Origin of the sequence: Ochrovirga pacifica (assembly GCF_000220525.1) — a bacterium.
Taxonomy (GTDB): domain Bacteria; phylum Bacteroidota; class Bacteroidia; order Flavobacteriales; family Flavobacteriaceae; genus Ochrovirga; species Ochrovirga pacifica.
Window position 1 is genome coordinate 169,220 of sequence record NZ_AFPK01000014.1, and the last position, 25,494, is coordinate 194,713.

Here is a 25,494-nt window from a genome sequence, read left to right on the forward strand (position 1 = left end):
GGTTTTATAGGAGAAACAATGTAAAGGATATATTTATAAAATTAGATTAAGAACTACTACATCAGAAGACTGGCAATATTTAAAAATTACCAACCCATAACAATACAATTAAAGACTTTATACCATGAAAAAGATATTATTTATAATAGGATCTCTATTTTTTTTACTTGCTAGCTTTAACAAAGCAAGTGATGATTGCGATTTAGTACTAAAAAAGGTTATTGATGAACTTAATAATCATCCAAAACTAGCAGAGGCTGTAAAAGAAAATCCAAAGTTGGTTGATGCGTGGAAGAAGCTAGACGATTTAGGAGCAGATAATGCTTTAAAGAATGATCCAAAGGTTCTAGATTATGTCAATAGTGGTAGAAAAAATGAAATAAACTTAGATGTAGAAGAAGTTTTAGGAGGACATTCGAAATTTAGACATGGATCTCATTTAACATATAATGACATGAAATTGAGGGTTTTAAATAAACATCCTGATTTTCCTCAATCACGATCTGCACTAAAGTTTGATTCGGATGCTGTTCATCAAGATGCTGTAAATAAAGCATTTAAACATCATAAGTCAAGTATAGAATCTCACTTTAGCTCTAGTGATGATTATTTAACTTTGGAATACGATTATGGAAGTAAAGTAGGGTCTGGTTATACAAATACAGGATCGAGAAACAATCCAGTCGCAGAGCATGTCGAGAGTAATAAAGTTGTAATTGCATTAAAAAGAGATAGTACTAATCCAGACGGTTATATTTTAGACTCTGCATATCCGTCTTTAAATTAAAATTTATGAATTTATTAGAGACTAAACTCAAAAGTGTTTTATCTCAGTTTTTTAGAGATCAATATTATTCTCAAGCTGTTAAAGAGTTAAGAAAATCTTTAAGTAATCAATCTTCCTACGCTGAACATTGGGAGCAAATTGTAAGAATGATTTTAGCTAAAGAGCTTTCCAATCCTTTGGATTTTGTTCATAATATTGCAAACCAAGTTTTGGATGATAATAGTGATGATGAGGCTTATAAATGGCTTAACTTGATGCTAATTAATTCACTAGGTTCTGAAAACTCTATGATAATTGAATATTAGTAAAAACCTGATGGCTCGGATTTGCAATCCAAGTCTATAGTATAATACATAACAAGAAATGTCAACTATTGAGTAGTTGGCATTTTTTATTACTTTTAGAAAAATGCTATGCCTTCCAGATACAAAGCTATAGAAAAGGATACGGGATATTTTATAACAATTACCCCAGATGGGTCAAGTACTACATATACGAGGCCTGGTTTAGTTCCGATGTTTTCACCTGCAGATCTTAGAGGTTTTTTAGATATGGTAAAGTATGCAGCAGAAGACGGCAACGATACTCATAGTGTTTATGGAATTGTGGTTACAGAAAAAGGGAATTATATGTTTACGTTTACGGGTACTGATGCAGATATAACTCATAACAATTCGCTATTAGCGAGTCATTTTCCTGACAAGGCTGCTCTAGATACCCGGAATGCGGAAATGAAAGATTTGAGTTATGGGCAAGTTAAACCTGATGGAGAAGGTGGAGATACTACCACACAAACAAGCACCACAAATAACACGGAAACAAATGTAACTGAGTATACAGATGAAGATGGTAACAAACTCCTCTCTCGTGCTCGAATTATTTCGAGTACAGAGGGGGGTGTTTGCCTTTGTTTTAATTGTGTAAGAACTCGGATTGCAAACAAGGAGGAGGAGTAGATGAAGGATTGATACAAATGAATAAAGTAACAGCTGTTTATGAAGAAGTATCACCAGGAACATTTGAATTGCTAACAATGTATCCAAACAAATAATGCATGGAAGTACCAAATTTAAAAATCTTATTTAGGTCTATATTGCCCTTTAAACAATTAGGCTTTGGAGTTGATAAATGTTTTGAAAAAATAAGTAAAAGGAATGAAACATTCAATGTAGGTGATTTAAAGAAAGAGATAGACCATATTCAAAACAATAAACAATATAATTTGGTTGCTTTGGCTTTAGAAACAGGGTTAATTACTTATAAAGAAAAGCCAAAATTGGATGTGGATAATTTGCTAATACGTGTAGGTAACTTGTACAGAGGTAGTTATTTAGGTTCTACATTTAATATTTCAGAACCTGAAAGGAACCTTTTCTCTGAAGTAATCAGAAGTATCAATTTAGAAGACTTTGAAGATATTCATGCATTGGTTGATTATGAATACTTTGATTTTCTTAGGTTTGATACCAAAGTTATATTGAAAGAGTGTTTTGGCGAGGATGTATACGATAATGAAGATGTATTTTTATTTCTAAAAAAACTGGTTTGGGATTTTTTATATCCAGGATTGTATTCAGAGGAATTGATAAAAGCAACGTCATTAGAATGTGAATACCTAATAAATGAAAATACTCAAAATGAAGGATGGTTTCCTCTTAGTTCTTTGAAAACACAATTAGGTATAGATAATTTTTTAGTTTCAAAATTAAAGTTTAAAAGTTCAATTCAACACCTGTATCATTACAACAATGATTTGAAGTTGGGTTTCGTAAAACAAATATCATAATTTGTTCACTCTTTGTTTTAAAAGGAAGGATTTATAAAAATTTAACAACATAATTATTGTCGAATGGATATAATCCAATATAGATGGAGAAGATAGTGGAAAAAGTTAGGATAATTAATATCTTAACTTTCGTTATGTTGAGTCTAGTGAGGCATTTTGATAGCTTATATATCTTATCAATAATATTCTCTTATCTGCACGTTATTTTAATTATACTTCTTTCTGTAGTAGAAGTAATTTATTTAGTAGATAACAAAAAATATAAAACGGGTTGGAAGTCTATTTTAGGTTTTATAATATTAGTGTTTACAATTACTAAGTTTTATATGAGTGCTTGACTTTTATTGCATGGAGTATTTTAATTTAGACCTTAATAGCCATTAAAAGCTATTAAGGTCTGTTTTTATCAAAGAAATCTTTAAACTTCTTGGTGGTAAGCATTTTATAAATGATTTTAAAAACAGTTTACTTATCCTCTTCGTCAAGCTGTTGTATCAATCTCATTTGTTCTACTGCTCTTTTATTTTCAATAATTACCTCTGCCTGGAACTTACCTATTATAAAAGAAGGCAAATATCTTGGTTTTATTTCTAAATCGCGACTATTAAACGCATACAGGAGAAAATTAATTATGTCTAGCGATTCTTTTTCTTAAAATAAGAAACAGCTAAATCAGGATGGTCTGTGAAAATACCATCTAACTCCAATTCTTCAGCTTTTTGGAGTAGGGCTTCGTAAGATTTAAAATCCGCTAGGTCATCCGCTCGGAACGTAAACGCATGCACTTTTAAATGTTGTTCGTGAGCCAACTGTACAATCTTATCAAAATCTTTTATTTTTGACTGATTTTTACCTTCTAAAATTTGCTTGTACCAAGGGCCAATTCCATTGGCATAATCTGCTATATAATTTACTATTTCTTGTGGTGTTTTGTTTCTAAACTCTTCGTCTAAATAACCTATTTCTAACAACTGTACCAAGAATAAATCTGATAAGTAATTTTTCCTAATTTTCTTTAATTCCACCGCATCAAAACATTGTAAAACACACAAATCTTGCTGAGTTGTGTAACCGTATTTAGACAACAATTCTAATACAATTTTTGAGATATCTTTTCCTTCATTTCTATGAAATTGGGGTTCTTTAATTTCTACATAAATTCCTACATCACGTTTCATGGTTTTGTTTAAACCTTGTATCATTTCTATTTCATCACTTAACCGATGTAGTTTAAAGTACGATGTATGTATTGGGAATCTTTCTTTGTAAACAGGTTGTTTGGTTTGTGCATCAAAACGTTCTGAAACATTTAAGCAACTTAACTCTTCCCAAGTAAAGTCAATTACGTAATATTTACCATCCTCTCTTTTTCTATCCGGAAAAATATCTTCTACGTTTGTGGTGGTTTCCAAACAAATATCGTGAATTACAATAGGAATGTCATCTTTGGTCAACACCACATCTTGTTCTATATAGTCAGGTTGCATTCCGTAAGCCAAAGCTTTTGCGGGCAAAGTATGTTCTGGTAAATAAGCAGAAGCACCTCTGTGAGCGATGACTAACATGTCCGATTCGGAAGAACTGCTACAAGACAAAACACTTAAACATCCTATTAGAATTAAAAAATATTTCACATTCATAATACCTGTTCTTTATTTTCGGGTTCAAATTAACTAATTTTACTTTGTTTTGTAAGAAGATTAAATGAAAATACTTTTAAGAATTTTAGGTTTTCTAGTACTTGCTTTGTGGGCAATAGGTGCTATACTACATTTTAGCAAAAATCCCAATAGCACTAAATTTATTGGTTTTGGGGTAATTCTTTTGGCTTTAATATTGATGCCTTTGTTTATTTACCATCGATACAAAGGAAAAGACTTAACTCAATATTCTTTAAAACACAACGACCCTGATGCCAGTAAGGTAGAAGATTAGTTTTTGTTTCGCTTGGTTAAAAAAAACGCTTTTAGTAAATCTGCACATTCTTGTTCTAACACTCCAGAAACCACCTTTGTTTTAGGGTGCAATTTGGTGTTTAACACTCGATACCCTCTTTGCAAATCTGCCGCTCCGTACACTATTTTTCCTAATTGTGCCCAATAACTAGCACCTGCACACATCTGACAAGGTTCTAGCGTTACATACAAGGTACATTGAGGCAAATACTTACCACCTAAAAAATTAGCAGCCGCTGTAAAAGCTTGCATTTCAGCATGGGCTGTAACGTCGTTTAATTGCTCTGTAAGATTGTGACCTCTTGCTATAACTTGATCATTCATCACAATAATTGCCCCAACAGGAACCTCTCCTTTTTCTAAAGCGATATAAGCCTCGTTTAAGGCTTTTTTCATAAAATATTCGTCATCAAAAGGTTGAATCATCTGAGTGTGATTAATTGTAAACGAAACTACTTTATTCAACGATAAATTACAAGGACAACTCACAAAATTGTAATTTTGCTTTGTGAAAAAAATATTAGATCAAATAAATAGCCCACAAGACTTAAAACAATTGTCTGTTGATGAACTAACACAACTAGCTTATGAGTTGCGAGTTTTTATCATTAATATTGTTTCTACTAAAGAAGGCCATTTGGGTGCCAGTTTGGGGGTGGTAGAGCTTACCATTGCATTGCACTATGTTTTTAATACTCCGGATGATAAGTTAATATGGGATGTAGGACACCAAGCTTACGGTCATAAGATATTGACAGGTAGAAGGGCTAATTTTCACACCAATAGAAGGTGGAATGGGATTGCAGGTTTTCCTAATATTTTTGAAAGCGAATACGATGCTTTTGGAACAGGACATTCTTCTACTTCTATTTCTGCAGCTTTAGGAATGGCCATGGCTGCCCAAATACAAGGAAAAAACAAACAACAACATATTGCCGTTATTGGAGATGCTTCTATTGCCTCGGGAATGGCTTTTGAAGCCTTAAATCACGCTGGGGTTACCGATGCCAATTTGTTAGTAATTTTAAACGACAATGCCATAGGGATTGATCCAAGTGTTGGTGCATTAAAAGAATATTTAACGACTACCAAAAAGGGAGAAAAAAAACAAGGTGATAATATTTTTGAGGCCTTAAATTTTGATTATTCTGGTCCTATAGACGGACACGATTTACTCAAAGTAATTCAGGAATTAGAACGTTTAAAAAACGTATCTGGGCCTAAATTTTTACACCTCATCACTGTAAAAGGAAAAGGACTAAGACAAGCCGAAGAGGATCAAGTTACTTACCATGCTCCTGGAAAATTTGATCCCCAAACAGGAGATAGAATTACAGAAACTAATCCTATTGTAAGTCCACCTAAATATCAAGATGTATTTGGAAAAACAATTGTAGAATTAGCAGAACAAAATCCTAAAATTGTTGGAATTACCCCTGCTATGCCCACCGGAAGCTCTTTAAAATACATGATAGAAAAAATTCCACAACGTGCATTTGATGTAGGAATTGCAGAACAACACGCGGTTACTTTGGCTGCTGGAATGGCCAAAGAAGGGCTAGTGCCTTTTTGCAATGTGTATTCTACCTTTTTACAAAGAGCCTACGATCAGGTAATACACGATGTGGCTTTGCAAAAATTACCCGTTATTTTTTGCCTAGACCGTGCTGGATTAGTCGGTGCAGACGGAGCAACGCATCATGGAGTTTTTGATATTTCATACTTAAACTGTATTCCCAATTTATTGCTTTACGCTCCTATGAACGAGCTCGATTTAAGAAACATAATGTACACTGCACAACTGGGCTTAGAATTGCCTATAGCTGTCCGATATCCCAGAGGAATAGGGGTTACTGTAAATTGGCAACAACCTTTTAAAAAAATAGAAATTGGAAAAGGAACCCAGCTAAAAAAAGGTTCTAAAATTGCCGTTGTAAGCACAGGTACAATTGCAAATACTGTTAATTTAGCCATTCAAGAACTTAATACCAAACAACAAGAACAGCTGGGACATTACTACCTTGGCTTTATCAAACCCCTAGACACAAAATTGTTGCATTTTATCTTTAAAGAATACAAACAAATTATTACCTACGAAGATGGAGTAAAGATTGGAGGTTTTGGTACGAGTATTGTAGCTTTTGCTAATCAATACCACTATAAAAATTTAATTGTAGTAAAAGGTATCGATGATGTTTTTGTCAATCATGGAAAAACAGAAATCTTAAAAAGTTTTTGTCAACTAGATCAAGCAGCTATTGTTAACACTCTTAAAGAAATATTATAAACAAGCCCATGCAACTATTGATGAACCCTTTTTTTAAAACAAACTTCAGAATTTTGTGTTTGATTGGCTTTATTTGCCTTGGTATTCAAACGTCTTATGCAGCTACAGAATTGGATACAGTACCTGTTCCAAAATCGGTTGCAAAGATAAAATCTAGTATCAAAAAAATATTTACAAAAAAGCAGAAAGATAGCATAGCCTCTTCTAAAGACTCTATTCAGAAAATACTTAAAGAGAGCGTTAAGAGAAATTACTGGACACATCAAAACAAACCCGGAATTTTATTTACCCAAACTTCTTTTGTAAACTGGACCAAAGGGGGAAATAATACGATTGCTGGAATTGCATCATTTAAAGGTGACTACGATTACAAAAGAGGACAGTTTTTTTGGAAAAATGATTTTTTGATTAAATACGGGCTTAGCAAAGAAGACGATATAGACCATGCTTTAAAAACAGATGATATTATTGATATCAAATCGGCAGTAGGATATAAAAAAGGGATTGAATCTAGGTGGTATTATTCAGGTGATTTTAGTCTAACAACACAGATTGCTAAAGGATATAACGACAAAAAGAAAACCACTGTAATTTCCAATTTCTTTGCCCCTGCCAGAATGCGTATTGGTTTGGGTGCTGCGTATAGTGATAAAGACGATAACTTTAAGCTCAACATATCACCATTAACCAATCAGGTTACTTTTGTTATAGATCAAGAACTTGCTAATAAAGGAGCATTTGGGGTAGAACCTGCTAAGAAAGACGGAGAAGGAAACATTATTGAACCTGGAAAAAATGTCAATTCAGAATTTGGTACATTGATTAGCATAGAGTACAAAACCCTGATTATGAAAAACATAAACTTTGCCGTTAAAAGTTCTTTTTACTCCGATTACTTAAACCGTTTTGGTAATGTGGATAGTGACATAGAACTTAACATTAACATGAAAGTTAACAAATATATTCAATCAACCATTAGTTCTCATCTATTGTATGATGATGATACCAAAACCCCAAACGACGATGGAACCCAAGGAGGTCCCAAAGTACAGTTAAAACAAATTTTGGGTGTTGGGGTTAGTTATGTGTTTTAATTGCTAACCACAATTCTTTGGCTGTAAGAGCTAAAGTTGTTAGATACTTTTACAATATACACTCCTGGGTTTAATGTTAACGGAATGTTTTGCAAACTTCCTTCGGAACTGTTTAATGTATGTTGATAAACATTTTGCCCGTTAATTGCAAAAAACATAAAATCTACATTTCCTTCTATTTCTTTCAATGCTACCTTTAACTCCTCTGTATTAACAATGGTATTTTTTAAAATTACTTTAGATTTTAAACCTCCTTGACCTATTGGATTAGAAACAGATAAAGACTCGCTAAAAGTTCCTGTAAAAAGTCCTCTTCCGTAAGTAGAAGCCAACACTGTGGTATCGGACAATCGCATGTCAAATTTAGTAACTTTTACGTTAGACATTCCGTTTTGAGATTGTACCCAACTAGGCGAATCGTCTAGAAAATTTTCTGTTCTCCAAACTCCTAAGTTCGTTCCTATAATAACTTCATTTTCATCATAGGGGTTCATCTTAATCGCTTTGACAGGAATATCGGGAAAATCTCCATCTTTTACCTGCCAAGTAGTACCCCCATCATTGGTAAAATAAATATTATTGATTCCGTAATTATGAAGCGTTACCAAAATTTCATTTTCATTGGTTCCAAAATCAATATCAGAAATAGCTCCAATGTTAATATCGGTATCTAATCGGTCTGCTTCTAAAGCTCCAAAACCTCCAATGGTTGTAAAAGAAGGAACTGTGTTAAAAGTTGTCGCTTTTAAAATGGTTCCGTTATTGGTTCCTATAAATACTGTTGATGAAGTTGTGGTGTATGGAGAAACTTTTATTGCAGTGGGTTCATCTTCCAACTTTAGACTCGTAAAATTTCTTCGACTAGGACTGGTGGTTAAATCAGAATATCTAGAAATACGATAAGTTTCGCCTTCTGAGCCATTAGTGTATAAAATATCTAAGTTGTCATCTAAGTCTGCTACATTAATAAAGCTTCCTGTGTCTTCATCACTTTCTATTTCAATAGGCCTGCTTTCGTTACTTAAAGGCAACGTATAGGCTCCATAAGTATTAAACACATAAGATACCACTACATAAGCATTGTCTTTGTCTATAAAGGTTTCTACTCCGTCTCCTCCATAAATATCAAAAAAGGAATTGACTCCATTTCTTGCATCTAATGCCAATAAAGAACCATTGTCTTGAGAACCTCCTAGCAACATTGGGTTGGTGGTGCTTTGAGCAATAGCTCCTGAATAAAACTGAGTAATATTATAATTATTGTTTCGGCTTTGAATAGCGGTTTCGCTGGTTGGACTTGCACTTAAGCTATTTGCGTAATAAATTCCACCATCGTTAGCAAATACTCCTTTGTTACTATCTAAAGGATTAAAAGCTACTGCATGTTGATCTGCATGTACCAAAGAAACATCAAAATTTTCTAAGTCGTTATTGTTAGACCATTTAGAAATTTGTTGCCAACTACTACCTCCGTTTGTAGATCGAAATAAATCTATTCCTCCAGCATATAGAATTTCATCATTGCTTGGATCTACCTCTAGGGTTAAATTGTAAAAGGCTTGATTTCTTGCAAAGTCATTAGCTGAAATCCCTTGATCTACATCGTTGGGCTTGGCAATGCTTGTAAAATCTTGTCCGTTTGTTGTTTTTACTAGCTCTACTCCATTATTTACCTCTGCCAAAACATAAACTTTATTAGCATTGGTTTTAGAAACCGATAGCTCTACTCTTTTACCTGTTGAAAAAGAATACTTTTCCGTAAAATTTTCTCCATCCGTTGTTCTAAACACTTTTCCTCCTCCTCTACCGTAAACATTGTTTTTGGTAGCACACCATAAAGAATTGTCTGGTGCTATTTCTATATCACTAAAAACATAGGGAGTTGCATTGGTTACCTCGGGGTCTGGATCTAGGTCTGGCGTAAAAAAGTCTATTCGATTGATATCATTTCCTTCTACTTTCCACCATCCTGATAGACCATAACCAACAAAATCATAATCTATTCCTCCGTCTACCGCAAAGTAAAGCTGTGTAGTTCCTCCTACATTCCAAGCTACAATTTGGTTGATGTAATAAGGGCGGAAAATAGCATCGTTTTCTAAATCTACCGACCAAAATTTTGACCATGAGTTACCACCATTAGTAGAAATCCAAATTCCATTTCCGACACCATCATTCCCCGTATAAGCTTCTCCTGTTCCTACATACCAAATGTCTGAATCATTGGGATCTATTGCAAAACAAGATACAGAAAGATTTTCATCAATCCCTACCCGACTCCATGATGAGTTTGAGTTGCTTACATCATCATTTACCCACAAACCCCCTGAAACACCTCCTGCAAAAACTCTTTTACCTGTAGAATCGTTTGGATCGTAAAAAACCACTCTTGTTCTTCCTCCTATGTTGTTTGGACCTCTTTCTGTCCAATTATTGTTTGCATCTTGCCCAGGAGCCACAGAAAGTCTTACCAAACTTTTGGCTTGTGATTTTACAGCTTCTAAACTTTTAGGGTTTGTTTTTCCCGTTTTTGGATTCATTTCTAACAAATACTGAGCATCAAAATAAGCGTTGGGTGGAATTCCATTTTTCTTACGCTCTTTTTTTGTCATTTTTAATCTTGCCTGTAAAGGATGATTTTTAATCAATGCCCTGTAAGATGTTTGATGAGATGTTTGATTTTGAACCAAGAACCATGCAGCAATAATGCTTAATGATAGGCTTGTAATAAGTAGTTTTCTTTTCATGTAAAAGGGTTGTAAAGCAAAAAAAAGGTTAGACTATAACCCCGCTTATTTTTTTATGAGTTAAAATAGCAAAACTATCCGACATACTAGCTATGTAACTGCAAATATTCATAATACGTTGGTATTTACTTTCTGATAAACCCTGATATTCATGTGGCAAAAGCTGCATAACCAACCTATCGTAGTTAGAGTCTTTTCCTAAATAAGTGTTGTTTACAGCTCCTATAAACACATCTAGTAAATCTGCAATTATTTTGTATCCTGCTACTTCTTTTTCTATAACACTTCGACTATGGTAAATTTTAGCTATGCTTAAACTTATAATATCATCAATTTGAGCTTTGTATTTGCATTTGTCTAACAAAGAGTAAGCAAATTCTCCATTTAAAATTGCTGTTTCGTTTTCCATAAACACAACTACTGCCTCCTGAATTAAAGTACTTATTGCCAAAGCACGGAGGTAACTAACACGATCTTTTTTAAATTTTAAGGAGTGGTATTTTTTTATATCCATTTTACCTTCTACCACTCGAATCATGTTTTCTAGAGCAAATTCCTCATCAATCAAGCCTAAATTTATTCCATCTTCAAAATCGATAACAGTATAACAAATATCGTCTGCTGCTTCTACTAAAAACGTTAATGGGTGCCTGTGATGTGCAATGTTTTCTCCTGATCGCATTTCTTTTAACCCCAAGGAGCTAGCTACGTCTAAAAACTTTTCTTTTTCAGATTGAAAATATCCAAACTTTTTGTCTACAATATGTCTTGTGGATTTCTTGGGTAAAGATTCTTTAGGATACTTCATAAAAGCACCCAAAGTGGCATAAGACAAACGTAGGCCATCTTTTATTCCACCTCCATCTTGTGTTAATATTTTAAAACCATTGGCGTTTCCTTCAAAGTCAATCAAGTCTTGCCATTCTTTATCGGTTAAATCAGATTGAAAAACACGCCCTTTTCCTGAATTAAAATACTCTCCTATTGACTTTTCTCCACTGTGTCCAAAAGGCGGATTTCCAATGTCGTGAGACAATGCAGCTGCAGCTACAATAGCTCCAAAATCGTTAAACGTATATCCTAACTCTTTTAAATGTGGGTGTTTTATCAACAATTCTTTTCCTACCATTCTTCCCAAAGAACGTCCTACTACAGAAACCTCCATACTGTGTGTTAGCCTTGTATGAACAAAATCTGTTTGAGACAAAGGAATAACCTGTGTTTTGTCTTGCATGCTTCTAAATGCCGACGAAAATACAATTCTATCAAAGTCTACCTCAAAACCTAGTCGGATTTCATCTTGTTCTTTTCTTTTTCTTTCTACCGTGTCTCCTGCTCTTTTTAGTGATAATAGTTGTTCCCACTTCATATTTAAAATTTGTAGGACAAACCTCCTACTGCTTGTAACCCTTGTACCTGATAATTTTGATACGATTGGTATTGATTGTTAAATAAATTGTACAAGTTCAAATGTACATGAAAACGATTAGATATTGCATAATTGCTTTTTAGATTCAAATCCAAAAAGCCATCTACAGTAGTAGTAGCAGCGTTTACAAAATCTTTTCTAGCTCCTATGTAATTAATTCCTAACTGAGAAAAGAACTTTTGATAGGTATAGTTAACGTAGGTTTCTAACTCAAAACTTGGCAGATTCCAAGCTTCATCTTGTTGGTCTGTTTGATACGAGTTAAAAGCAGCCGATAGTCCTCCTGTAACCTTTTCTACAAAATTAGTTTCTACAGAACCTTTAAAAGAAAAAACAGAAAGATCGTCGTAAAGAGCTGTAAAACTATTCCCCATTTCATAAGCCTTTGGGTTACTTAATACTACGGTGTTGTTTACAAACAACCTGTAATCTTTTGCTTGCTGATAACTTACCTCAGCAGCATAAGTCGTTGTTTTGGTTAGTTTTCCATCCAATCCTACAAAAACATCTACAGGAACTCTAGTTGTTTGTATATTTTGGGTTGGCGAAATCCAAGGATTTTCTTTTGATAAGCTAGCGTAGGTGTGTTGGTTTAACTGACTTCTGATACCTCCATGCAACACCATAATCTCATCAACCAAAGGAAAATCTATTTGCACTTTGGGTAAAAAAACAAAGTTAGATTTAGATGCTTCTTGGTCTAAATTAACAAACAATCCTAGAGCAGCACTCAACTGAAAATAATCGGATTGATAATTGTACTTTGGTGTAATACCTGCATTGATAAAACTATAGTTAACCACTTGTGGAGAACTGTAGCCTTGCTCAAAACTTCCGTTTAAGTATTGAAAATCTACATCTAAAGCAATTAAATCTGCCAACATAGATTTGTTAAAAGATGTAGCTATTTGTATGTTGGCTTCAGAACTATCAAAAGCATCTGAAAACAACTGAATGCTAGGACGAATACTTTCAACAATCGCTTTTTGATAAGACATCTCTACCGAAACATCTACTTTGTTATACAACTGTTGTACGTCTGCTTGTTGGTAGTTTGTTTCTGGCACATTAGCATCCAAACCATACCAATGGGTTTGATTTCTTTGATAGTTGACACGGGCTATCCAGTCCGAATAACGATTTTGTTTGGAAAGAAATAATTCTGCTCCAGCGTTCCACTGTCCGTTAGCCACTCGTTCGTCATCAATTCCATTTTGGGCATTGTAACTAGACAAATCAATTCCGTATTGATATCCTGACCTAGAAGCTTCAGGTCTAAACATCAACTCAAACTCTCCATTTCCGTACAAACCATAAGCACCGTATACATAGCTAGAATATTGCTTTGCTTGGTCTTTTTCTATAGGAACATAAACAGCCTTTTTTGCCACAGGTACAAAATCTGAAGCTACTTCTTTAGAGTTAATTTGGTATTGTACCGTTTTTTTAGGGAACTCTTCGGTTGGGTTTGGTATGCTCTTTAACTTAAAAACATTAGACAAAGTAGGGTTGAAAGAGAACTCTACCACAACGTCTTCTTTTTTTATTTCTGGTTGCTCTTGCTGAGCAGATAAGTTAAGGCCCAATAAAACCGCAAAGCAAGTCATCCATTTTTTAGATTTCTTAAAATTCATCTGCTGCATTTTTTACGTTTTTTATAGTTGAAGCTTTTTCAGTTTGATTTTTAGGAGCATAGTCTTTTAACAACTCCTGTGCTTTGGCAATTACCTCTGGGTATTGCTTGGCATTTTTAACAACATTGTTTAGAATAAAATTGGCTTGAAAATCATCTTCTAATTCATGAAAGTTCTGAGCCATTAACAACAAACCTTTTACTCCCCAATACTTGTACTTTTGAAATTTACTAGCCAACAATTGTATTTGCTTGTTAGATGCTTCGTACTTTTTATCTTGATGCAACCAAAACGCTTTGTAATAATTTGCCTCGGCTTGAATTTCTCCTTTTCCTGTGGTTTCAAGTTTTGCATAATAGGTTTTAGCCTTGCTGTAGTCTTTTAACGCTACTGAACTTCTGGCTCCAAAAACATAAGCATCTGCAATGGCTTCTTTACTACTCTGCTTGGCATTTAGCACCTTTTCTGTATAGCTTAGTACTTTTTCATGGTTTTCTTTTTTGTAATAATATTTCATCAAATTACTTTGGGCATACACAATGCTTTGGGCATTTACTGCCTGTGTTTCTATTAGTTGTAGCAAAGGGCTTGCTTGTTCCCACTGTTCGTTTTCTAAATAAATTTGCGAAAGCCTGCTTAAAGCTACTTCGGTATACTCACTGTTTTTTACTTTTAGCACTTCTTGGTATTCCGGAACCGCACGATCTTTTGCATCTATGGCATAATACGCTTGTGCCAAATAAAAATGTACCGTAAGTGCATAAATACCGTTTGGAAAATTAATCAGGTACTTTTTTGCATTGCTAATAGTGCCTCCCATATCGTTCGTCAAGAACTTGTTTTCAACAGTCTCGAACATCGTTTTGTCTATATCAGCATCTGTAATGTTTACAAACTCTAACTCTTTTACCCAAGCAGCATAAGCCTCTACTTGCCCCATATCTTTGTATACTTGTTCTCCTATTTTTACCGCTTGTATAGCTTCTGCAGTTCCTGGATAACTTGCCACCAATTCTTTTAACACTGCTATTGCTTTTTGATTCGCACCTGTATTAAACAATACCGTTCCTTTTTTTAACTTGGCTTTAGCAACCAAAGGGCTTTTAGAATATTTCTGAATCAAATCATTATAAGCGGCAATGGCCAAATTATTTTTATTTTGATTTACATATAAATTTCCCAATTGGTAGTAAGAATCATCTAAGTAAGGTGATCTTGTAAACTGATTCTGCAATGCTTTTAGTGTCTCTATTTTTTTATCGTTTCTAGATAAAAAACCATATCCTAATGCTTTTTGATACAAAGCATAATCTACCTCTTCTTTGTTTTCATTAATAATTTGGTTATAATTTTCTAAAGCAGGCCAGTAAGATTTGCTTACAAAGTAGCAATCAGCAATTCTTAAAATTGCATTTCTACGTTTTACATTGTTATTGGCTAACTGCACATATTCTTGAAAAATACGTATGGCATTTTCGTATTGTTTTTGTTGATAGTAAGCATAAGCCAAACCATAAACCGCATCAGGATATTCTTCTAACATTTTATTAGCATCGTGCTGTACAAAAGACTGATAATCGTACAAGGCAGATTGAAAATCATTTAGCTCTGATAAGCTTTCAGCTTTCCAAAACAAGGCTCTGTTTTTTAGCTCATCACTGGCATAAATTCTAGAAGCTTCAGCAAACAATCGGCTTGCTTCTGTATATTTTCTATTGTTAAAATATTCAAATCCTTTTTCTAACAACAAAGTTTGATACAATTCATCTTTTATCAATCTTTGTTTTTGGTAATAATCAATAGCACCTTGGTAGTCTTTAAACTGCAAATAGGCGTTTACTATTAACTTTTCTATATAACTTGTGGCTTTGCTATTTGGATACGCATCCACATAAGCCTGCAATACCTCCGAACTACTTTGGTATGGGTTTCCGATGTCGTAACTTAGCTTGGCATAGTTTAAAAAAGCATCTTGCTGTATTTGTGCATCAAAATCCATTTCCGAAGCATTTTTAAACGCATTCAACGCTTGGGCTTTTTGATTTTTCTTTAGATAACAATCTCCTAAATGATAGTGTGCATTTTGAGAAACAGCCGTTTTTTGATCGGTAATTTTATTAAAATTCTCTATCGCTTTGTCATAATCTTGCGTTTTGTAATACGCATATCCTAAAAAATAATAATCAACCTCTGTTAGCCCTTGTTTTAACTTTCCTCGGTATTGTAACAGGTACGAAATTGCTTGTTGGTAATCTCCCAAATAAAAGTAACTCTCTCCTATAATTTTCGCCATTTGAGACTGTTCTAACCCTCTAGCTCTTTCAAAATTTTTAGCTCCTAATTCAATTGCCTCTTTGTACTTTTTTTGATGGTACAAAATCACCAAATTGTTAAAGTTAATCTCTTTTTGATATTGACGTTGATCTTGAATTTGATCAAAATACTCTTTAGCTGTTGCATAATCTTTATTTTCTAAAGCTATATTTCCCAAATAATAGGTAGCTTCTTTTTGATAAGCCCCTTGTTGAGCCATAGGGATTAAATATTGCTTGGCTTTGCTGTAATTTTTTCTTTTGTAATTGGCAAAAGCTTGTTTGTAGTTGTAGTTGGTTTCTTGATCCGAGGTCAGCATTTTTACATCAATCTGATCAAACCATTTTAAAGCTTTTGCTTCGTACCCTTTGTCAAAATAATAGTTAGATAACGCTAAAATTAACGTATTCTTATTCGGAGAAAAAGGATGTGTTTGTAAGTAAGCAATTGCAGCAGCATCGGCATCCGATTTTTTTAGCTCTAAGGCAATGACTAGCAAATACGTTTCTACCAAAGACTTTTTGTAGTCTGGCACGTTTACTTTATCAAAATAAGCAGCAGCCAAGGCATAATTCTCGCTGTCAAACGCATAAATTGCTTTATTGTACCATTTGGCAATGTGGTTTTCTTTGTAACTGTTTTGAGCTTGCACAAAACTCCAAGCAAAAGCACAAAAACTAAACACAATCAGAAGTTGTTTTTTCATATGTTCCATTAATTTTGGGCAATTAAAATTACGCAATATCCCAATGAATTAACGAAAATATCATTCATTTATTTGATTTGAATTTAAAACCGATATTCAAATAGGTAAATTTTAGGATTCCCCTATTTTTAAATAAGTTTGTACAAAACAAAAAGCATGGCACAACCTGTACTTTATTTAAAAGATGCTCACGTTTTTCAGGACGATGTGTTGATCTTGAAAAATGTTGATTTTGAAATTCTATCAGGTGATTTTTTTTACTTGATAGGAAAAACAGGAAGCGGAAAAAGTAGCCTGCTTAAAATCTTGTATGGTGATTTGTCCCTAAAATCTGGGATTGGAGAGGTTGTAGGTTTTGATTTGCCTTCGCTAAAAGAAAAACAAATTCCTTTTTTACGAAGAAAAATTGGAATTGTGTTTCAAGACTTTAAATTACTAAACGATCGTACCATTCACGACAACTTGCTCTTTGTACTTAAGGCTACTGGCTGGAAAGACAAAGAGAAAATGAAACAAAAAATTAGTGAAGTTTTAAACAAAGTAGGACTAGAAGAAAAAGGATATAAAATGCCTTTTCAGGTTTCGGGTGGAGAGCAGCAACGCATTGCTATAGCACGTGCTCTGTTAAACGATCCTGAATTAATTATTGCCGATGAACCCACAGGAAACTTAGACCCTAAAACATCTATGGAGGTAATGGAGTTGCTAAACGAAATTCATCAAAGTGGAAAAACCATTTTAATGGCTACCCACGATTATGCATTAATTTTAAAATATCCACAAAGAACTTTTAAGGTAGAAAACGGAGAAGTGTTTGAAGTAGCACATCAAAACAAATCTAATCAGAACACAAACGAATAATTTTTTTTGCATTGTCTACCGCATTAAAGTCTTGCAACAACTGCTTTCTTTGCTGTCTTTTTTCTTTGCTAAAAGGAGTACTCATTAACAACGATAATTGGTACTTTACTTGGGCAATTGTATTGGCCTCTACACAAAGACTTTCCAAGCCTGTATGCGCAATCATTTTTTGATTGGCAATCACAAAACGACCTTTGATAAGAGTATTTAATAACTTTAACTTAATTCCCGTAGCCTGAAACGTAAACAAAAAATTTACTTGAGCTTTGGCAATTAGTGCTTCTAAAGAGTTTGATTGTTCCAAAGCATCAAACCTTACTTTTGAGTTTTTTTTGCAGGCTGCTACAACTTTGGGATGTTTTGTATTGCTAGCAATTACTAACGAAAAAGGAGTGTTTTTTACAATTTCTAAAGCCCACAAAGCAGATTTTACATTATCGCTTACACGCAAATCTCCATGCCACAACACAAAAGGTTCTGCTGGTAGCAAAGGACTGAATTCGGTTTGGGTAAACACCGGAACATACACTGATTTTTTTCCAAAATGTTTATCAAAATACGCTTGTTCATTTGATGAGATTGATAAAATCACATCTGCATGTGTCAATACTGATTCGTAATGTTTCAATTTAAATGCTTCAAAACCAAAAAAAAGTTTTTTCAACCAATTTTGTTCACTTTTTGCCAACCCCCAGTAATATGCATGTTCTATATTGTGCATTCTTACCAAAGTTTTCACCTTGAAACATTGATTTTTTAATCCTGATACCGTGTGGATGCCTTCGAATAAAATAGGCAAATTAGTGTTTTGCAATCTTTGTTGCAACAACTGTTGATCTCTAGACTTTACAATAAAGGGGCTTCGAGAAAAAAAAGAGTTGACAAAGGAGTTTCGTGGGTAGTAATATACTTTTTCACATAAATTGTCTAATTCCAAAGACGTTCCTCTTCCGTATTCAAATGTATGTAGGTAAATCGTCACTCCTAAATGGCTAAGTGCCTTTAGCTTGTAGTAAACATCTATCACTCCTCCATAGTTTGGAGGATCAGGAACATCAAAAGAAACTATTTGAATGCCATTACAGATAGTTGACAAAGTTGATTTCAATCTCTTGGCTTTTGTATGCTAAGATGCGTATAATTTGTAAGTACGCAAACTCTTTTTGTAAAAACCTTCTGAACAACTATTTCATTTTTTCTATTTTTAGACAAATATTACACATGCCAACAACAACCCAAAATATTTGCATTTTAACGTATTCTTTAGGAGGTGGTGGTGCAGAAAAAGTGGCTGCATTGCAATCTAAAATGCTATCAGATGCGGGACATCGGGTTTTTGTAGTTAGCATTGTAGACGACCTACAGTACTCGTACGCAGGTAAGTTGCTAAACCTAGGAGCCTATAAAAAACAACATCCTGTTATTGGTAAACTAAAAAGCCTTTGGTTGCTAAAAAAATTTCTAAAAAAAAATCAGATTCAGGTACTTATAGATCATCGATCTCGCAATCTCCTTTTTAAAGAACTGGTTTATCATTTTTATATTTTTAGTTCTTATTCTTGTGTTTTTGTAGTTCATAGCCATCATCTTTTAAAATCGTTTCCTAAAGGAGTTTATTGGGCTCAGTTCCTTTATAAAAAAAGCAACTTGGTTACGGTTTCAAAAGCTATTGAGCAAAAGGTTACATCTAGCTATCAACTTAAAAGAATACAAACTATTTACAATTGTGTATCAATTCCGCATCAACCAGTTAGTGTAAAAACGGCCAATTATATTCTTTATTTTGGTCGGTTTGACGAACATGCCAAAGACCTTCGTTTTTTAGTTTATGCCTATCAAAAATCACAATTATACAACAAAGGAATTTCGTTATATTTAATGGGTGATGGAAACGACAAAGCTATGATTGTAAAACTGGTACAGGATCTTGGCTTGAAAGACTCGGTTCTTTTTTTAGATTACAACCCCAATCCGTTTCCTATTATTCAGCAGGCAAAATTTACTGTGCTTACCAGTAACTATGAAGGTTTTCCGATGTCTATTATTGAGTCTTTAGCGTGTAAAACTCCTGTTGTTTCTGTAGATTGTGAATCCGGTCCTAGAGAAATTATTGTACATCAATACAATGGATTACTGGTTTCAAAAAAATTAGACATTTTTGCTAGAGCCCTTACAGAGATGATTGTGAATAAAGAATTATGGCTGTACTGCAAACAAAACTGCTTGCCAAGCATTGCACACTTATCTTACCATAAAATTAAAGATGAGTGGAACGAATATTTAGCAAAAATTGATTAAATCACTTTTTTAAAACGCACCAAAAAACGAAGAAAATAAACAGGCAATAAAAGTAGTAACGACCTTTTTAACCCGATGTGTTTTAACTTTATTTTTTGATATAAATCCTTAAAAATTGCTTTTTCCCCATCAATCTTACTAAGAATTGCCAAAGAGAAACGATTATTGTCTAGCAACCGATAAAAGGCTTTATTGTTAGTATCAACTGCATCAAACTCTGAAAACAAACAGGCTTTTTGATAGTTTATATTGCCACGAGACAAACTATTTGATGTAGCCAAAATCGTAACAGTAACTGTGTTGGCAAAGGCTATGGAGTGATGTAAACCCAATTGAAACCAAAACGCTACATCTTCATAATGTGCGTAATTTGGATTAAAACCTTTTAATTTGGAAAACAATTCTGCACAGATTGCTACCGAAGAAGAATTGATGATGGAGTGCCCCAAACTTCCTTTAAAATAATCTAATTCTTGGTATTTCTTGTTTGAAATTTGATATCTGTAAAAACGAATACTGGTTTTTGTTTTAACTTCTGATGCTGTAGAAAGCACCTTTGCCAAAGGAAATTTTGCGATTAACTGGCAAAGTGTAATTAGGTGATTTTCTTTCCAAAGATCATCCCCATCTAAAAAAACCAACCAAGGATATTTAGCTAACGAAGCCCCTAAATTCCTAGCCTTTGAAACTCCCTGATTGTCAATAGAAATCACACGAATTGCAGAGTGATGAACCCTAGCAACCTCTTGCAAAGAGGCATCTGTAGAACCATCGTTAATCACAATAATTTCTGAAGGTGCATAGGTTTGACAACAAACACTTTTTAAGGTTTGATAGATATATTTTTCTTTGTTAAAAAGAGTAACAATTACCGAAAAAAAAACCTGATTTGTCATGAATTTATACTTCCTCTTCTATTCCATCGTCTAAAATTTCAATCCCTTTTTGTACAATTAAATTGTTAGGAAATGTAATTGTTTGTCCTTTATCTGTTTTTATAAAAAAATAAAAACTAGTAATGTCTGTTACTTTTCCAATCAAATCTGGGTCTGCATCTAAAATTCTAATTCTACTACCTATTCTTACTGGATGGCTAAAAAACAAAATCGCACTGGCTGTAAGGTTAGATAGTAAAGACCATTGTGCAAAAAAACCAACTCCTAAAACTGCCAATACCGAGGAAACAAAAACCGATACTTTGTTTAAATCTACCCCCCATATAATGGCTAAAACAGCTCCAAATAAAAAGTAAAGCACAACATAAATTAATATAAAAATTACTTTTCTTCGGTTAGCATCAATAGATTTTGCTGTAGAAAACTTTTTTAAACCTCCCTTTAACAATAGCAACACAAACCACATTAACACAAAGGCCAATAGGCTTAGCAACCATTCTTTTCTATAAAAATGTATATTCTCCATTTGTATTTTTTTTTAAACAACTCTGTACAGCTTTTCGTACAATAATTTTTTTAAGTGCGTATAATCCATCACATCTTGTAGAGCTTCCATACGTTTATCTTCCTCTGCAACTTGCTGTGTTAGCTCTTTTACTTTTTGGTCTATAAGTACTCTTCTTAAGTTTAAGATTACATCCTGTACCAATTTTTGCAATGCATCAGTTTTCTTAGCCACTTCAATCTCTTTAGAAGCCCAATTACTTAACACATAACGCTCATCATCCATCAAAATATCTGTAACTTCTTTTGCTATTTCTTGATCTTTATGACTGGTTAAAAAATCTACATTTAGCTTTTCTTCTTGGTTGATTTGATAACTAATTTCCTTGTATATTTTTTGAAATAATGGATGTGTAAACTCTATTTCATCATCCTGTAATTGCAAAAACAATTCATTACCAACCGTATTGTAATACTCTTCTTTCACCATAATTACCTTTCCATTTTTGTCATGTTCTTCTACCCAATCTATAAAACAGACTTCGTAATTTCCGTAAAGCAACAAGATTTTTATAATCTCTTTTTCAAAGAAAGCTAATTGCCCTGCACTTTTTACCACATCCGATTGCCGAACTGGTGCCTGTTGCCCCAACATAGCAGCCTCTTGTGCCAGCATCATTTCTTGAAAAGCAGCTTCATCTGGCATGTCTTCAGGAGGCTGACTACCAGTATTAGATAACGAAGACGTTCCTTTTTTAGAAGAGGCAATAGACATTCTAGGTGATGATGGTTTGGCTTTTCTATCTGCTTCTCTGGCATTTTTATCTAGCATCTGAGCTAGCTCGTTAAACAAAACCGTTTCAGAAATCTCTAGCATTCTAGCACATTCCTGAATGTATACTTCTTGTTTGATACTATCTGGAATTTTAGAAATACTTTGTACAATATCGCGTATTAAAGCTGATTTTTTTATAGGATCATTTTGAGCTTCTCCCATCAGAAGAGAAACTTTAAAACTGATAAAATCTTGCTGTTGCTCCGACAGGTATTCTTTTATTTCTTCAGTCGATTTTTTCTTAGCAAAAGAATCAGGATCTTCTCCATCAGGAAAAGTAACCACTTTTACATTCATTCCTTGCTCTAAAATCAAATCAATTCCTCTTACAGAAGCTCTAAGTCCTGCAGCATCGCCATCAAACAAAACCGTCATATTAGGTGTAAGTCTTTTAACCAACCGTATTTGGTCGGGAGTTAATGCCGTACCCGATGATGCTACTACATTGGTAATTCCGTTTTGATGCATAGAAATTACATCTGTATACCCTTCTACCAAATAGCAATTGTCTTCTTTAGAAATGGCTTTTTTTGCTTGATAAATTCCATAAAGGACTTTGCTTTTGTGGTAAATATCACTCTCTGGAGAGTTTAAGTATTTGGCTGCTTTTTTATCGTTGGTTAAAATTCTACCTCCAAAACCAAGCACACGTCCACTCATACTATGAATAGGAAACATTACCCTTCCTTTAAAGCGGTCAAACTGTTTTCCATCTTCTTTTACAATGGTTAACCCCGTACTTTCTAGATATTGTAGTTCGTAACCTTTAGACAAGGCTGCATCGGTAAAAGCGGTCCATTCGTCCAAAGAGTAACCCAGTTGAAATTTTTGAATTGTTTCGTCTGTAAAACCACGTTCTTTAAAATAAGAACCTCCGATAGCTTTTCCATTCTGAGTGTTTAACATGGTTTTATGAAAATACTCTTGCGCAAATTTAGAAACCAAATACATACTTTCTCGTTCGTCTGCTGCTTCTTTCTGAGCATCCGTCTGTTCGGTTTCTTCTATTTCTATTTGATATTTTTCTGCTAAAAACCGAATGGCTTCTGGATACGAGTAGTGTTCATGTTCCATTAAAAAAGAAATGGCATTTCCTCCTTTTCCCGTGCTAAAGTCTTTCCAAATTCCTTTTACAGGAGACACCATAAAAGATGGTGTTTTTTCATCAACAAAAGGACTTAGCCCTTTAAAATTGCTTCCTGCTTTTTTTAAGGTTACAAATTCCCCTATAACCTCTTCTACTCTAGCGGTTTCAAAAACTTTGTCTATGGTTTCTCTTGAAATCATTGATTGGGTTGTTTTTTAGGGTTTAAAAAGCCTGAAAAAGAGTTGAATTCTTAATCAGGCTTTTATGTACTTGTGTCAACTTACTGTTGTTGTTCTTTTATCAAGAGGCCGCTTTTAACTGTCTAAGCATGGTTTTGCTTAGTTTGCTTTCTGCATATTCTTGATCTACTACAAACTTAGATTCCTTGGTACTTGGCATTTCAAACATCGCATCGGTAAGAATCGCCTCGCATAAAGAACGCAATCCTCTAGCTCCTAAATTATATTCTAATGCTTTTTCTACAATATAATCTAAGGCATTGTCTTGTACCTTTAAGTTTATTCCATCCATTTGAAAAAGCTTGGTATATTGCTTTACCAACGAGTTTTTAGGCTCTGTAAGAATAGCCCTTAAAGTCTTTTTATCCAAAGGATTCATATGGCTAAGCACAGGCAAACGTCCTATAATTTCAGGAATCAATCCAAAGGTTTTTAAGTCTGTAGGAATGATGTACTTTAACAAGTTTTCTTCATCTATTTGATCTTCGCTTAACGAAGCTCCAAAACCAACTGCTTGTCTATTTAATCGTTTGCTGATGTTTCTCTGAATTCCAGAAAATGCTCCTCCAGCAATAAATAGTATATTTTTGGTGTTGACTTCTGTAAATTTTTGATCGGGATGTTTACGTCCTCCTTTTGGAGCTACATTTACCACCGTACCTTCTAACAATTTTAGCAAAGCTTGCTGCACTCCTTCTCCAGAAACATCTCTAGTAATGGATGGGTTGTCTCCTTTACGAGCAATTTTATCTATCTCGTCTATAAATACAATTCCTCTTTCTGCACTTGCAACATCGTAGTCTGCAGCTTGCAACAATCTGCTTAAAATACTTTCTACATCTTCTCCTACATAACCTGCTTGGGTTAGCACAGTTGCATCAACAATAGTAAAAGGTACATTTAGCATTTTGGCAATTGTTTTTGCTATTAGAGTTTTTCCTGTACCGGTATCACCCACCAAAATCATGTTACTTTTTTCTATTTCTACTTCTTGCTCTAGAGTGTCTGGCTGTTGCAATCTTTTATAGTGATTGTAGACTGCTACTGCCATTGTTTTTTTGGTTTGGTCTTGCCCTATGATATACTGATCTAAAAATTCTTTTATTTCCTTAGGTTTTTTAACTTCTAAATCAGCCTGTTTTACCAATTCATCATCACCAAGAAATGCTGCCTCTTCAGAAATAATTCCATAAGCCTGAGTCACACAGCTATCACAAATGTGTGCATCTACTCCTGCAATTAATAAATTAGTTTCCTCTTTTTTTCTTCCACAAAAAGAGCATTCCATTCCGTCTTTTGACATAATCTTATTTTTTGTCTAGTAGAATTTTTACTTTCTGGTTAAAATTTCATCAACCATTCCGTAAGCTTTAGCTTCTTCTGCTTTCATCCAATAATCTCTATCCGAATCGTGAGCTACTTTTTCGTAAGATTGCCCCGAATGTTTAGAAATAATATTGTACAACTCTTCTTTTAATTTGTTGATTTCTCTTACGGTAATTTCCATATCAGTAGCTTGTCCTTGTGCCCCTCCCAAAGGTTGATGAATCATCACACGAGAGTGTGGCAAAGCAGAGCGTTTTCCTTCGGCACCAGCACACATTAAAACTGCTCCCATACTAGCGGCCATACCCGTACAAATTGTTGCTACATCGGGTTTAATGAATTGCATGGTATCATAAATACCCAAACCAGCATAAACTCCTCCTCCTGGCGAATTGATGTAGATAGAAATATCTTTGGTTGCATCTACAGATTCTAAAAACAACAACTGTGCTTGTATTACATTAGCTACCTGATCGTTGATTCCTGTTCCTAAAAATATAATTCTATCCATCATTAAACGAGAGAAAACATCCATTTGAGTAATGTTTAACTGACGTTCTTCCATGATATATGGAGTTAAAGAACTTACGATTTTATCGTAGTGTATGCTACTGATTCCTTGATCTTTTATTGCGAACTTTTCGAATTCTTTTCCAAAATCCATAAATACTTTCTTGTTTAATTAGAAACGTAAAGATACTAAACTTAAG

21 protein-coding genes are annotated in these 25,494 nt (G+C 34.1%); 9 read left to right on the forward strand and 12 right to left on the reverse strand.

Annotated elements, in window-relative coordinates; translation table 11 throughout:
- The first annotated feature begins 124 nt into the window (after positions 1–124).
- The 4 genes from FS85_RS0102125 to FS85_RS0102140 all read left to right on the forward strand — a co-directional run bounded on the left by FS85_RS0102125 (position 125) and on the right by FS85_RS0102140 (position 2,573).
- Positions 125–787 carry an RNase A-like domain-containing protein gene (locus FS85_RS0102125; RefSeq protein ID WP_010134337.1) on the forward strand — a complete coding sequence of 221 codons (663 nt, stop codon included), beginning with the start codon at positions 125–127 and terminating at the stop codon, positions 785–787.
- A gap of 5 nt (positions 788–792) precedes the next feature.
- Positions 793–1,092 (forward strand): hypothetical protein, encoded by a 300-nt coding sequence (locus FS85_RS0102130; protein WP_010134338.1) that lies wholly within the window; start codon positions 793–795, stop codon positions 1,090–1,092.
- 108 nt (positions 1,093–1,200) lie between these two features.
- The gene (locus tag FS85_RS0102135; protein ID WP_010134339.1) at positions 1,201–1,743 is read left to right on the forward strand and encodes a hypothetical protein; all 543 of its coding nucleotides are present in this window, start codon (positions 1,201–1,203) and stop codon (positions 1,741–1,743) included.
- Positions 1,744–1,841: 98 nt separating this feature from the next.
- Positions 1,842–2,573 (forward strand): hypothetical protein, encoded by a 732-nt coding sequence (locus tag FS85_RS0102140; protein ID WP_010134340.1) that lies wholly within the window; start codon positions 1,842–1,844, stop codon positions 2,571–2,573.
- A gap of 635 nt (positions 2,574–3,208) precedes the next feature.
- Here the strand turns inward: FS85_RS0102140 and glpQ are convergent.
- Positions 3,209–4,213 (reverse strand): glycerophosphodiester phosphodiesterase, encoded by a 1,005-nt coding sequence (gene glpQ / locus FS85_RS0102150; RefSeq protein ID WP_010134342.1) that lies wholly within the window; start codon positions 4,211–4,213, stop codon positions 3,209–3,211.
- A gap of 64 nt (positions 4,214–4,277) precedes the next feature.
- Here glpQ and FS85_RS14950 point away from each other — a divergent pair, with 64 nt between their 5' ends.
- Positions 4,278–4,508, forward strand: coding sequence for a hypothetical protein (locus FS85_RS14950; protein WP_010134343.1), 231 nt, complete (start codon positions 4,278–4,280; stop codon positions 4,506–4,508).
- Here the strand turns inward: FS85_RS14950 and FS85_RS0102160 are convergent.
- Positions 4,505–4,954, reverse strand: coding sequence for a nucleoside deaminase (locus FS85_RS0102160; RefSeq protein ID WP_010134344.1), 450 nt, complete (start codon positions 4,952–4,954; stop codon positions 4,505–4,507). The genes FS85_RS14950 and FS85_RS0102160 overlap by 4 nt on opposite strands.
- An 82-nt stretch (positions 4,955–5,036) precedes the next feature.
- Here FS85_RS0102160 and FS85_RS0102165 point away from each other — a divergent pair, with 82 nt between their 5' ends.
- Together FS85_RS0102165 and FS85_RS0102170 are read left to right on the forward strand one after the other, a co-directional pair.
- Positions 5,037–6,815, forward strand: coding sequence for a 1-deoxy-D-xylulose-5-phosphate synthase (locus FS85_RS0102165; RefSeq protein ID WP_010134345.1), 1,779 nt, complete (start codon positions 5,037–5,039; stop codon positions 6,813–6,815).
- 59 nt (positions 6,816–6,874) lie between these two features.
- The gene (locus tag FS85_RS0102170; RefSeq protein WP_160162379.1) at positions 6,875–7,909 is read left to right on the forward strand and encodes a DUF3078 domain-containing protein; all 1,035 of its coding nucleotides are present in this window, start codon (positions 6,875–6,877) and stop codon (positions 7,907–7,909) included.
- Here FS85_RS0102170 and FS85_RS0102175 read toward each other — a convergent pair.
- The 4 genes from FS85_RS0102175 to FS85_RS14955 are packed head-to-tail and all read right to left on the reverse strand — an operon-like array spanning position 7,906 to position 16,738.
- A complete protein-coding gene (locus tag FS85_RS0102175) occupies positions 7,906–10,656 on the reverse strand; it encodes a T9SS type A sorting domain-containing protein (protein WP_010134348.1) in 2,751 nt (916 codons plus the stop codon). The genes FS85_RS0102170 and FS85_RS0102175 overlap by 4 nt on opposite strands.
- Positions 10,657–10,684: 28 nt before the next feature.
- Positions 10,685–12,025, reverse strand: coding sequence for a dGTP triphosphohydrolase (gene dgt / locus FS85_RS0102180; protein WP_010134349.1), 1,341 nt, complete (start codon positions 12,023–12,025; stop codon positions 10,685–10,687).
- Positions 12,026–12,027: 2 nt separating this feature from the next.
- A complete protein-coding gene (locus FS85_RS0102185) occupies positions 12,028–13,719 on the reverse strand; it encodes a TonB-dependent receptor (RefSeq protein WP_010134350.1) in 1,692 nt (563 codons plus the stop codon).
- A complete protein-coding gene (locus FS85_RS14955) occupies positions 13,709–16,738 on the reverse strand; it encodes a tetratricopeptide repeat protein (protein WP_010134351.1) in 3,030 nt (1,009 codons plus the stop codon). Before FS85_RS14955 ends, FS85_RS0102185 begins: the two co-directional genes overlap by 11 nt.
- A 156-nt stretch (positions 16,739–16,894) precedes the next feature.
- Here FS85_RS14955 and FS85_RS0102195 point away from each other — a divergent pair, with 156 nt between their 5' ends.
- The gene (locus FS85_RS0102195) at positions 16,895–17,599 is read left to right on the forward strand and encodes a cell division ATP-binding protein FtsE (protein WP_010134352.1); all 705 of its coding nucleotides are present in this window, start codon (positions 16,895–16,897) and stop codon (positions 17,597–17,599) included.
- On the opposite strand, the gene FS85_RS14960 is transcribed toward FS85_RS0102195, so the two are convergent.
- The gene (locus tag FS85_RS14960; protein ID WP_010134354.1) at positions 17,577–18,707 is read right to left on the reverse strand and encodes a glycosyltransferase family protein; all 1,131 of its coding nucleotides are present in this window, start codon (positions 18,705–18,707) and stop codon (positions 17,577–17,579) included. The two genes, FS85_RS0102195 and FS85_RS14960, sit on opposite strands and share 23 nt — an antisense overlap.
- Positions 18,708–18,820: 113 nt before the next feature.
- Here FS85_RS14960 and FS85_RS0102205 point away from each other — a divergent pair, with 113 nt between their 5' ends.
- Positions 18,821–19,897, forward strand: coding sequence for a glycosyltransferase (locus FS85_RS0102205; RefSeq protein ID WP_010134356.1), 1,077 nt, complete (start codon positions 18,821–18,823; stop codon positions 19,895–19,897).
- On the opposite strand, the gene FS85_RS16030 is transcribed toward FS85_RS0102205, so the two are convergent.
- The 5 genes from FS85_RS16030 to clpP all read right to left on the reverse strand — a co-directional run bounded on the left by FS85_RS16030 (position 19,894) and on the right by clpP (position 25,448).
- Complete coding sequence (locus tag FS85_RS16030) at positions 19,894–20,793, reverse strand: glycosyltransferase family 2 protein (protein WP_010134357.1); 900 nt, start codon at positions 20,791–20,793, stop codon at positions 19,894–19,896. The genes FS85_RS0102205 and FS85_RS16030 overlap by 4 nt on opposite strands.
- A 4-nt stretch (positions 20,794–20,797) precedes the next feature.
- Positions 20,798–21,319, reverse strand: coding sequence for a mechanosensitive ion channel domain-containing protein (locus FS85_RS0102215; RefSeq protein ID WP_010134358.1), 522 nt, complete (start codon positions 21,317–21,319; stop codon positions 20,798–20,800).
- Between the two features lie 12 nt (positions 21,320–21,331).
- Positions 21,332–23,419, reverse strand: coding sequence for a DNA primase (gene dnaG / locus FS85_RS0102220; protein ID WP_010134359.1), 2,088 nt, complete (start codon positions 23,417–23,419; stop codon positions 21,332–21,334).
- A gap of 100 nt (positions 23,420–23,519) precedes the next feature.
- A complete protein-coding gene (gene clpX, locus FS85_RS0102225) occupies positions 23,520–24,761 on the reverse strand; it encodes an ATP-dependent Clp protease ATP-binding subunit ClpX (RefSeq protein ID WP_010134360.1) in 1,242 nt (413 codons plus the stop codon).
- Between the two features lie 27 nt (positions 24,762–24,788).
- Complete coding sequence (clpP, locus tag FS85_RS0102230; protein WP_010134361.1) at positions 24,789–25,448, reverse strand: ATP-dependent Clp endopeptidase proteolytic subunit ClpP; 660 nt, start codon at positions 25,446–25,448, stop codon at positions 24,789–24,791.
- Between the last annotated feature and the right edge of the window lie 46 nt (positions 25,449–25,494).

Bases quoted from the DNA above. Each gene is read 5' to 3' on its own strand.
- FS85_RS14955 (WP_010134351.1), bottom strand. From the start codon at position 16,738: ATGAAAAAACAACTTCTGATTGTGTTTAGTTTTTGTGCTTTTGCTTGG.
- FS85_RS0102160 (WP_010134344.1), bottom strand. From the start codon at position 4,954: ATGATTCAACCTTTTGATGACGAATATTTTATGAAAAAAGCCTTAAAC.
- FS85_RS0102125 (WP_010134337.1), top strand. From the start codon at position 125: ATGAAAAAGATATTATTTATAATAGGATCTCTATTTTTTTTACTTGCT.
- clpX (WP_010134360.1), bottom strand. From the start codon at position 24,761: ATGTCAAAAGACGGAATGGAATGCTCTTTTTGTGGAAGAAAAAAAGAG.
- FS85_RS16030 (WP_010134357.1), bottom strand. From the start codon at position 20,793: ATGACAAATCAGGTTTTTTTTTCGGTAATTGTTACTCTTTTTAACAAA.
- dgt (WP_010134349.1), bottom strand. From the start codon at position 12,025: ATGAAGTGGGAACAACTATTATCACTAAAAAGAGCAGGAGACACGGTA.
- FS85_RS14950 (WP_010134343.1), top strand. From the start codon at position 4,278: ATGAAAATACTTTTAAGAATTTTAGGTTTTCTAGTACTTGCTTTGTGG.
- clpP (WP_010134361.1), bottom strand. From the start codon at position 25,448: ATGGATTTTGGAAAAGAATTCGAAAAGTTCGCAATAAAAGATCAAGGA.
- FS85_RS0102140 (WP_010134340.1), top strand. From the start codon at position 1,842: ATGGAAGTACCAAATTTAAAAATCTTATTTAGGTCTATATTGCCCTTT.
- dnaG (WP_010134359.1), bottom strand. From the start codon at position 23,419: ATGATTTCAAGAGAAACCATAGACAAAGTTTTTGAAACCGCTAGAGTA.
- FS85_RS0102135 (WP_010134339.1), top strand. From the start codon at position 1,201: ATGCCTTCCAGATACAAAGCTATAGAAAAGGATACGGGATATTTTATA.
- FS85_RS0102205 (WP_010134356.1), top strand. From the start codon at position 18,821: ATGCCAACAACAACCCAAAATATTTGCATTTTAACGTATTCTTTAGGA.
- FS85_RS0102175 (WP_010134348.1), bottom strand. From the start codon at position 10,656: ATGAAAAGAAAACTACTTATTACAAGCCTATCATTAAGCATTATTGCT.
- glpQ (WP_010134342.1), bottom strand. From the start codon at position 4,213: ATGAATGTGAAATATTTTTTAATTCTAATAGGATGTTTAAGTGTTTTG.
- FS85_RS0102130 (WP_010134338.1), top strand. From the start codon at position 793: ATGAATTTATTAGAGACTAAACTCAAAAGTGTTTTATCTCAGTTTTTT.
- FS85_RS0102215 (WP_010134358.1), bottom strand. From the start codon at position 21,319: ATGGAGAATATACATTTTTATAGAAAAGAATGGTTGCTAAGCCTATTG.
- FS85_RS0102185 (WP_010134350.1), bottom strand. From the start codon at position 13,719: ATGAATTTTAAGAAATCTAAAAAATGGATGACTTGCTTTGCGGTTTTA.
- FS85_RS0102195 (WP_010134352.1), top strand. From the start codon at position 16,895: ATGGCACAACCTGTACTTTATTTAAAAGATGCTCACGTTTTTCAGGAC.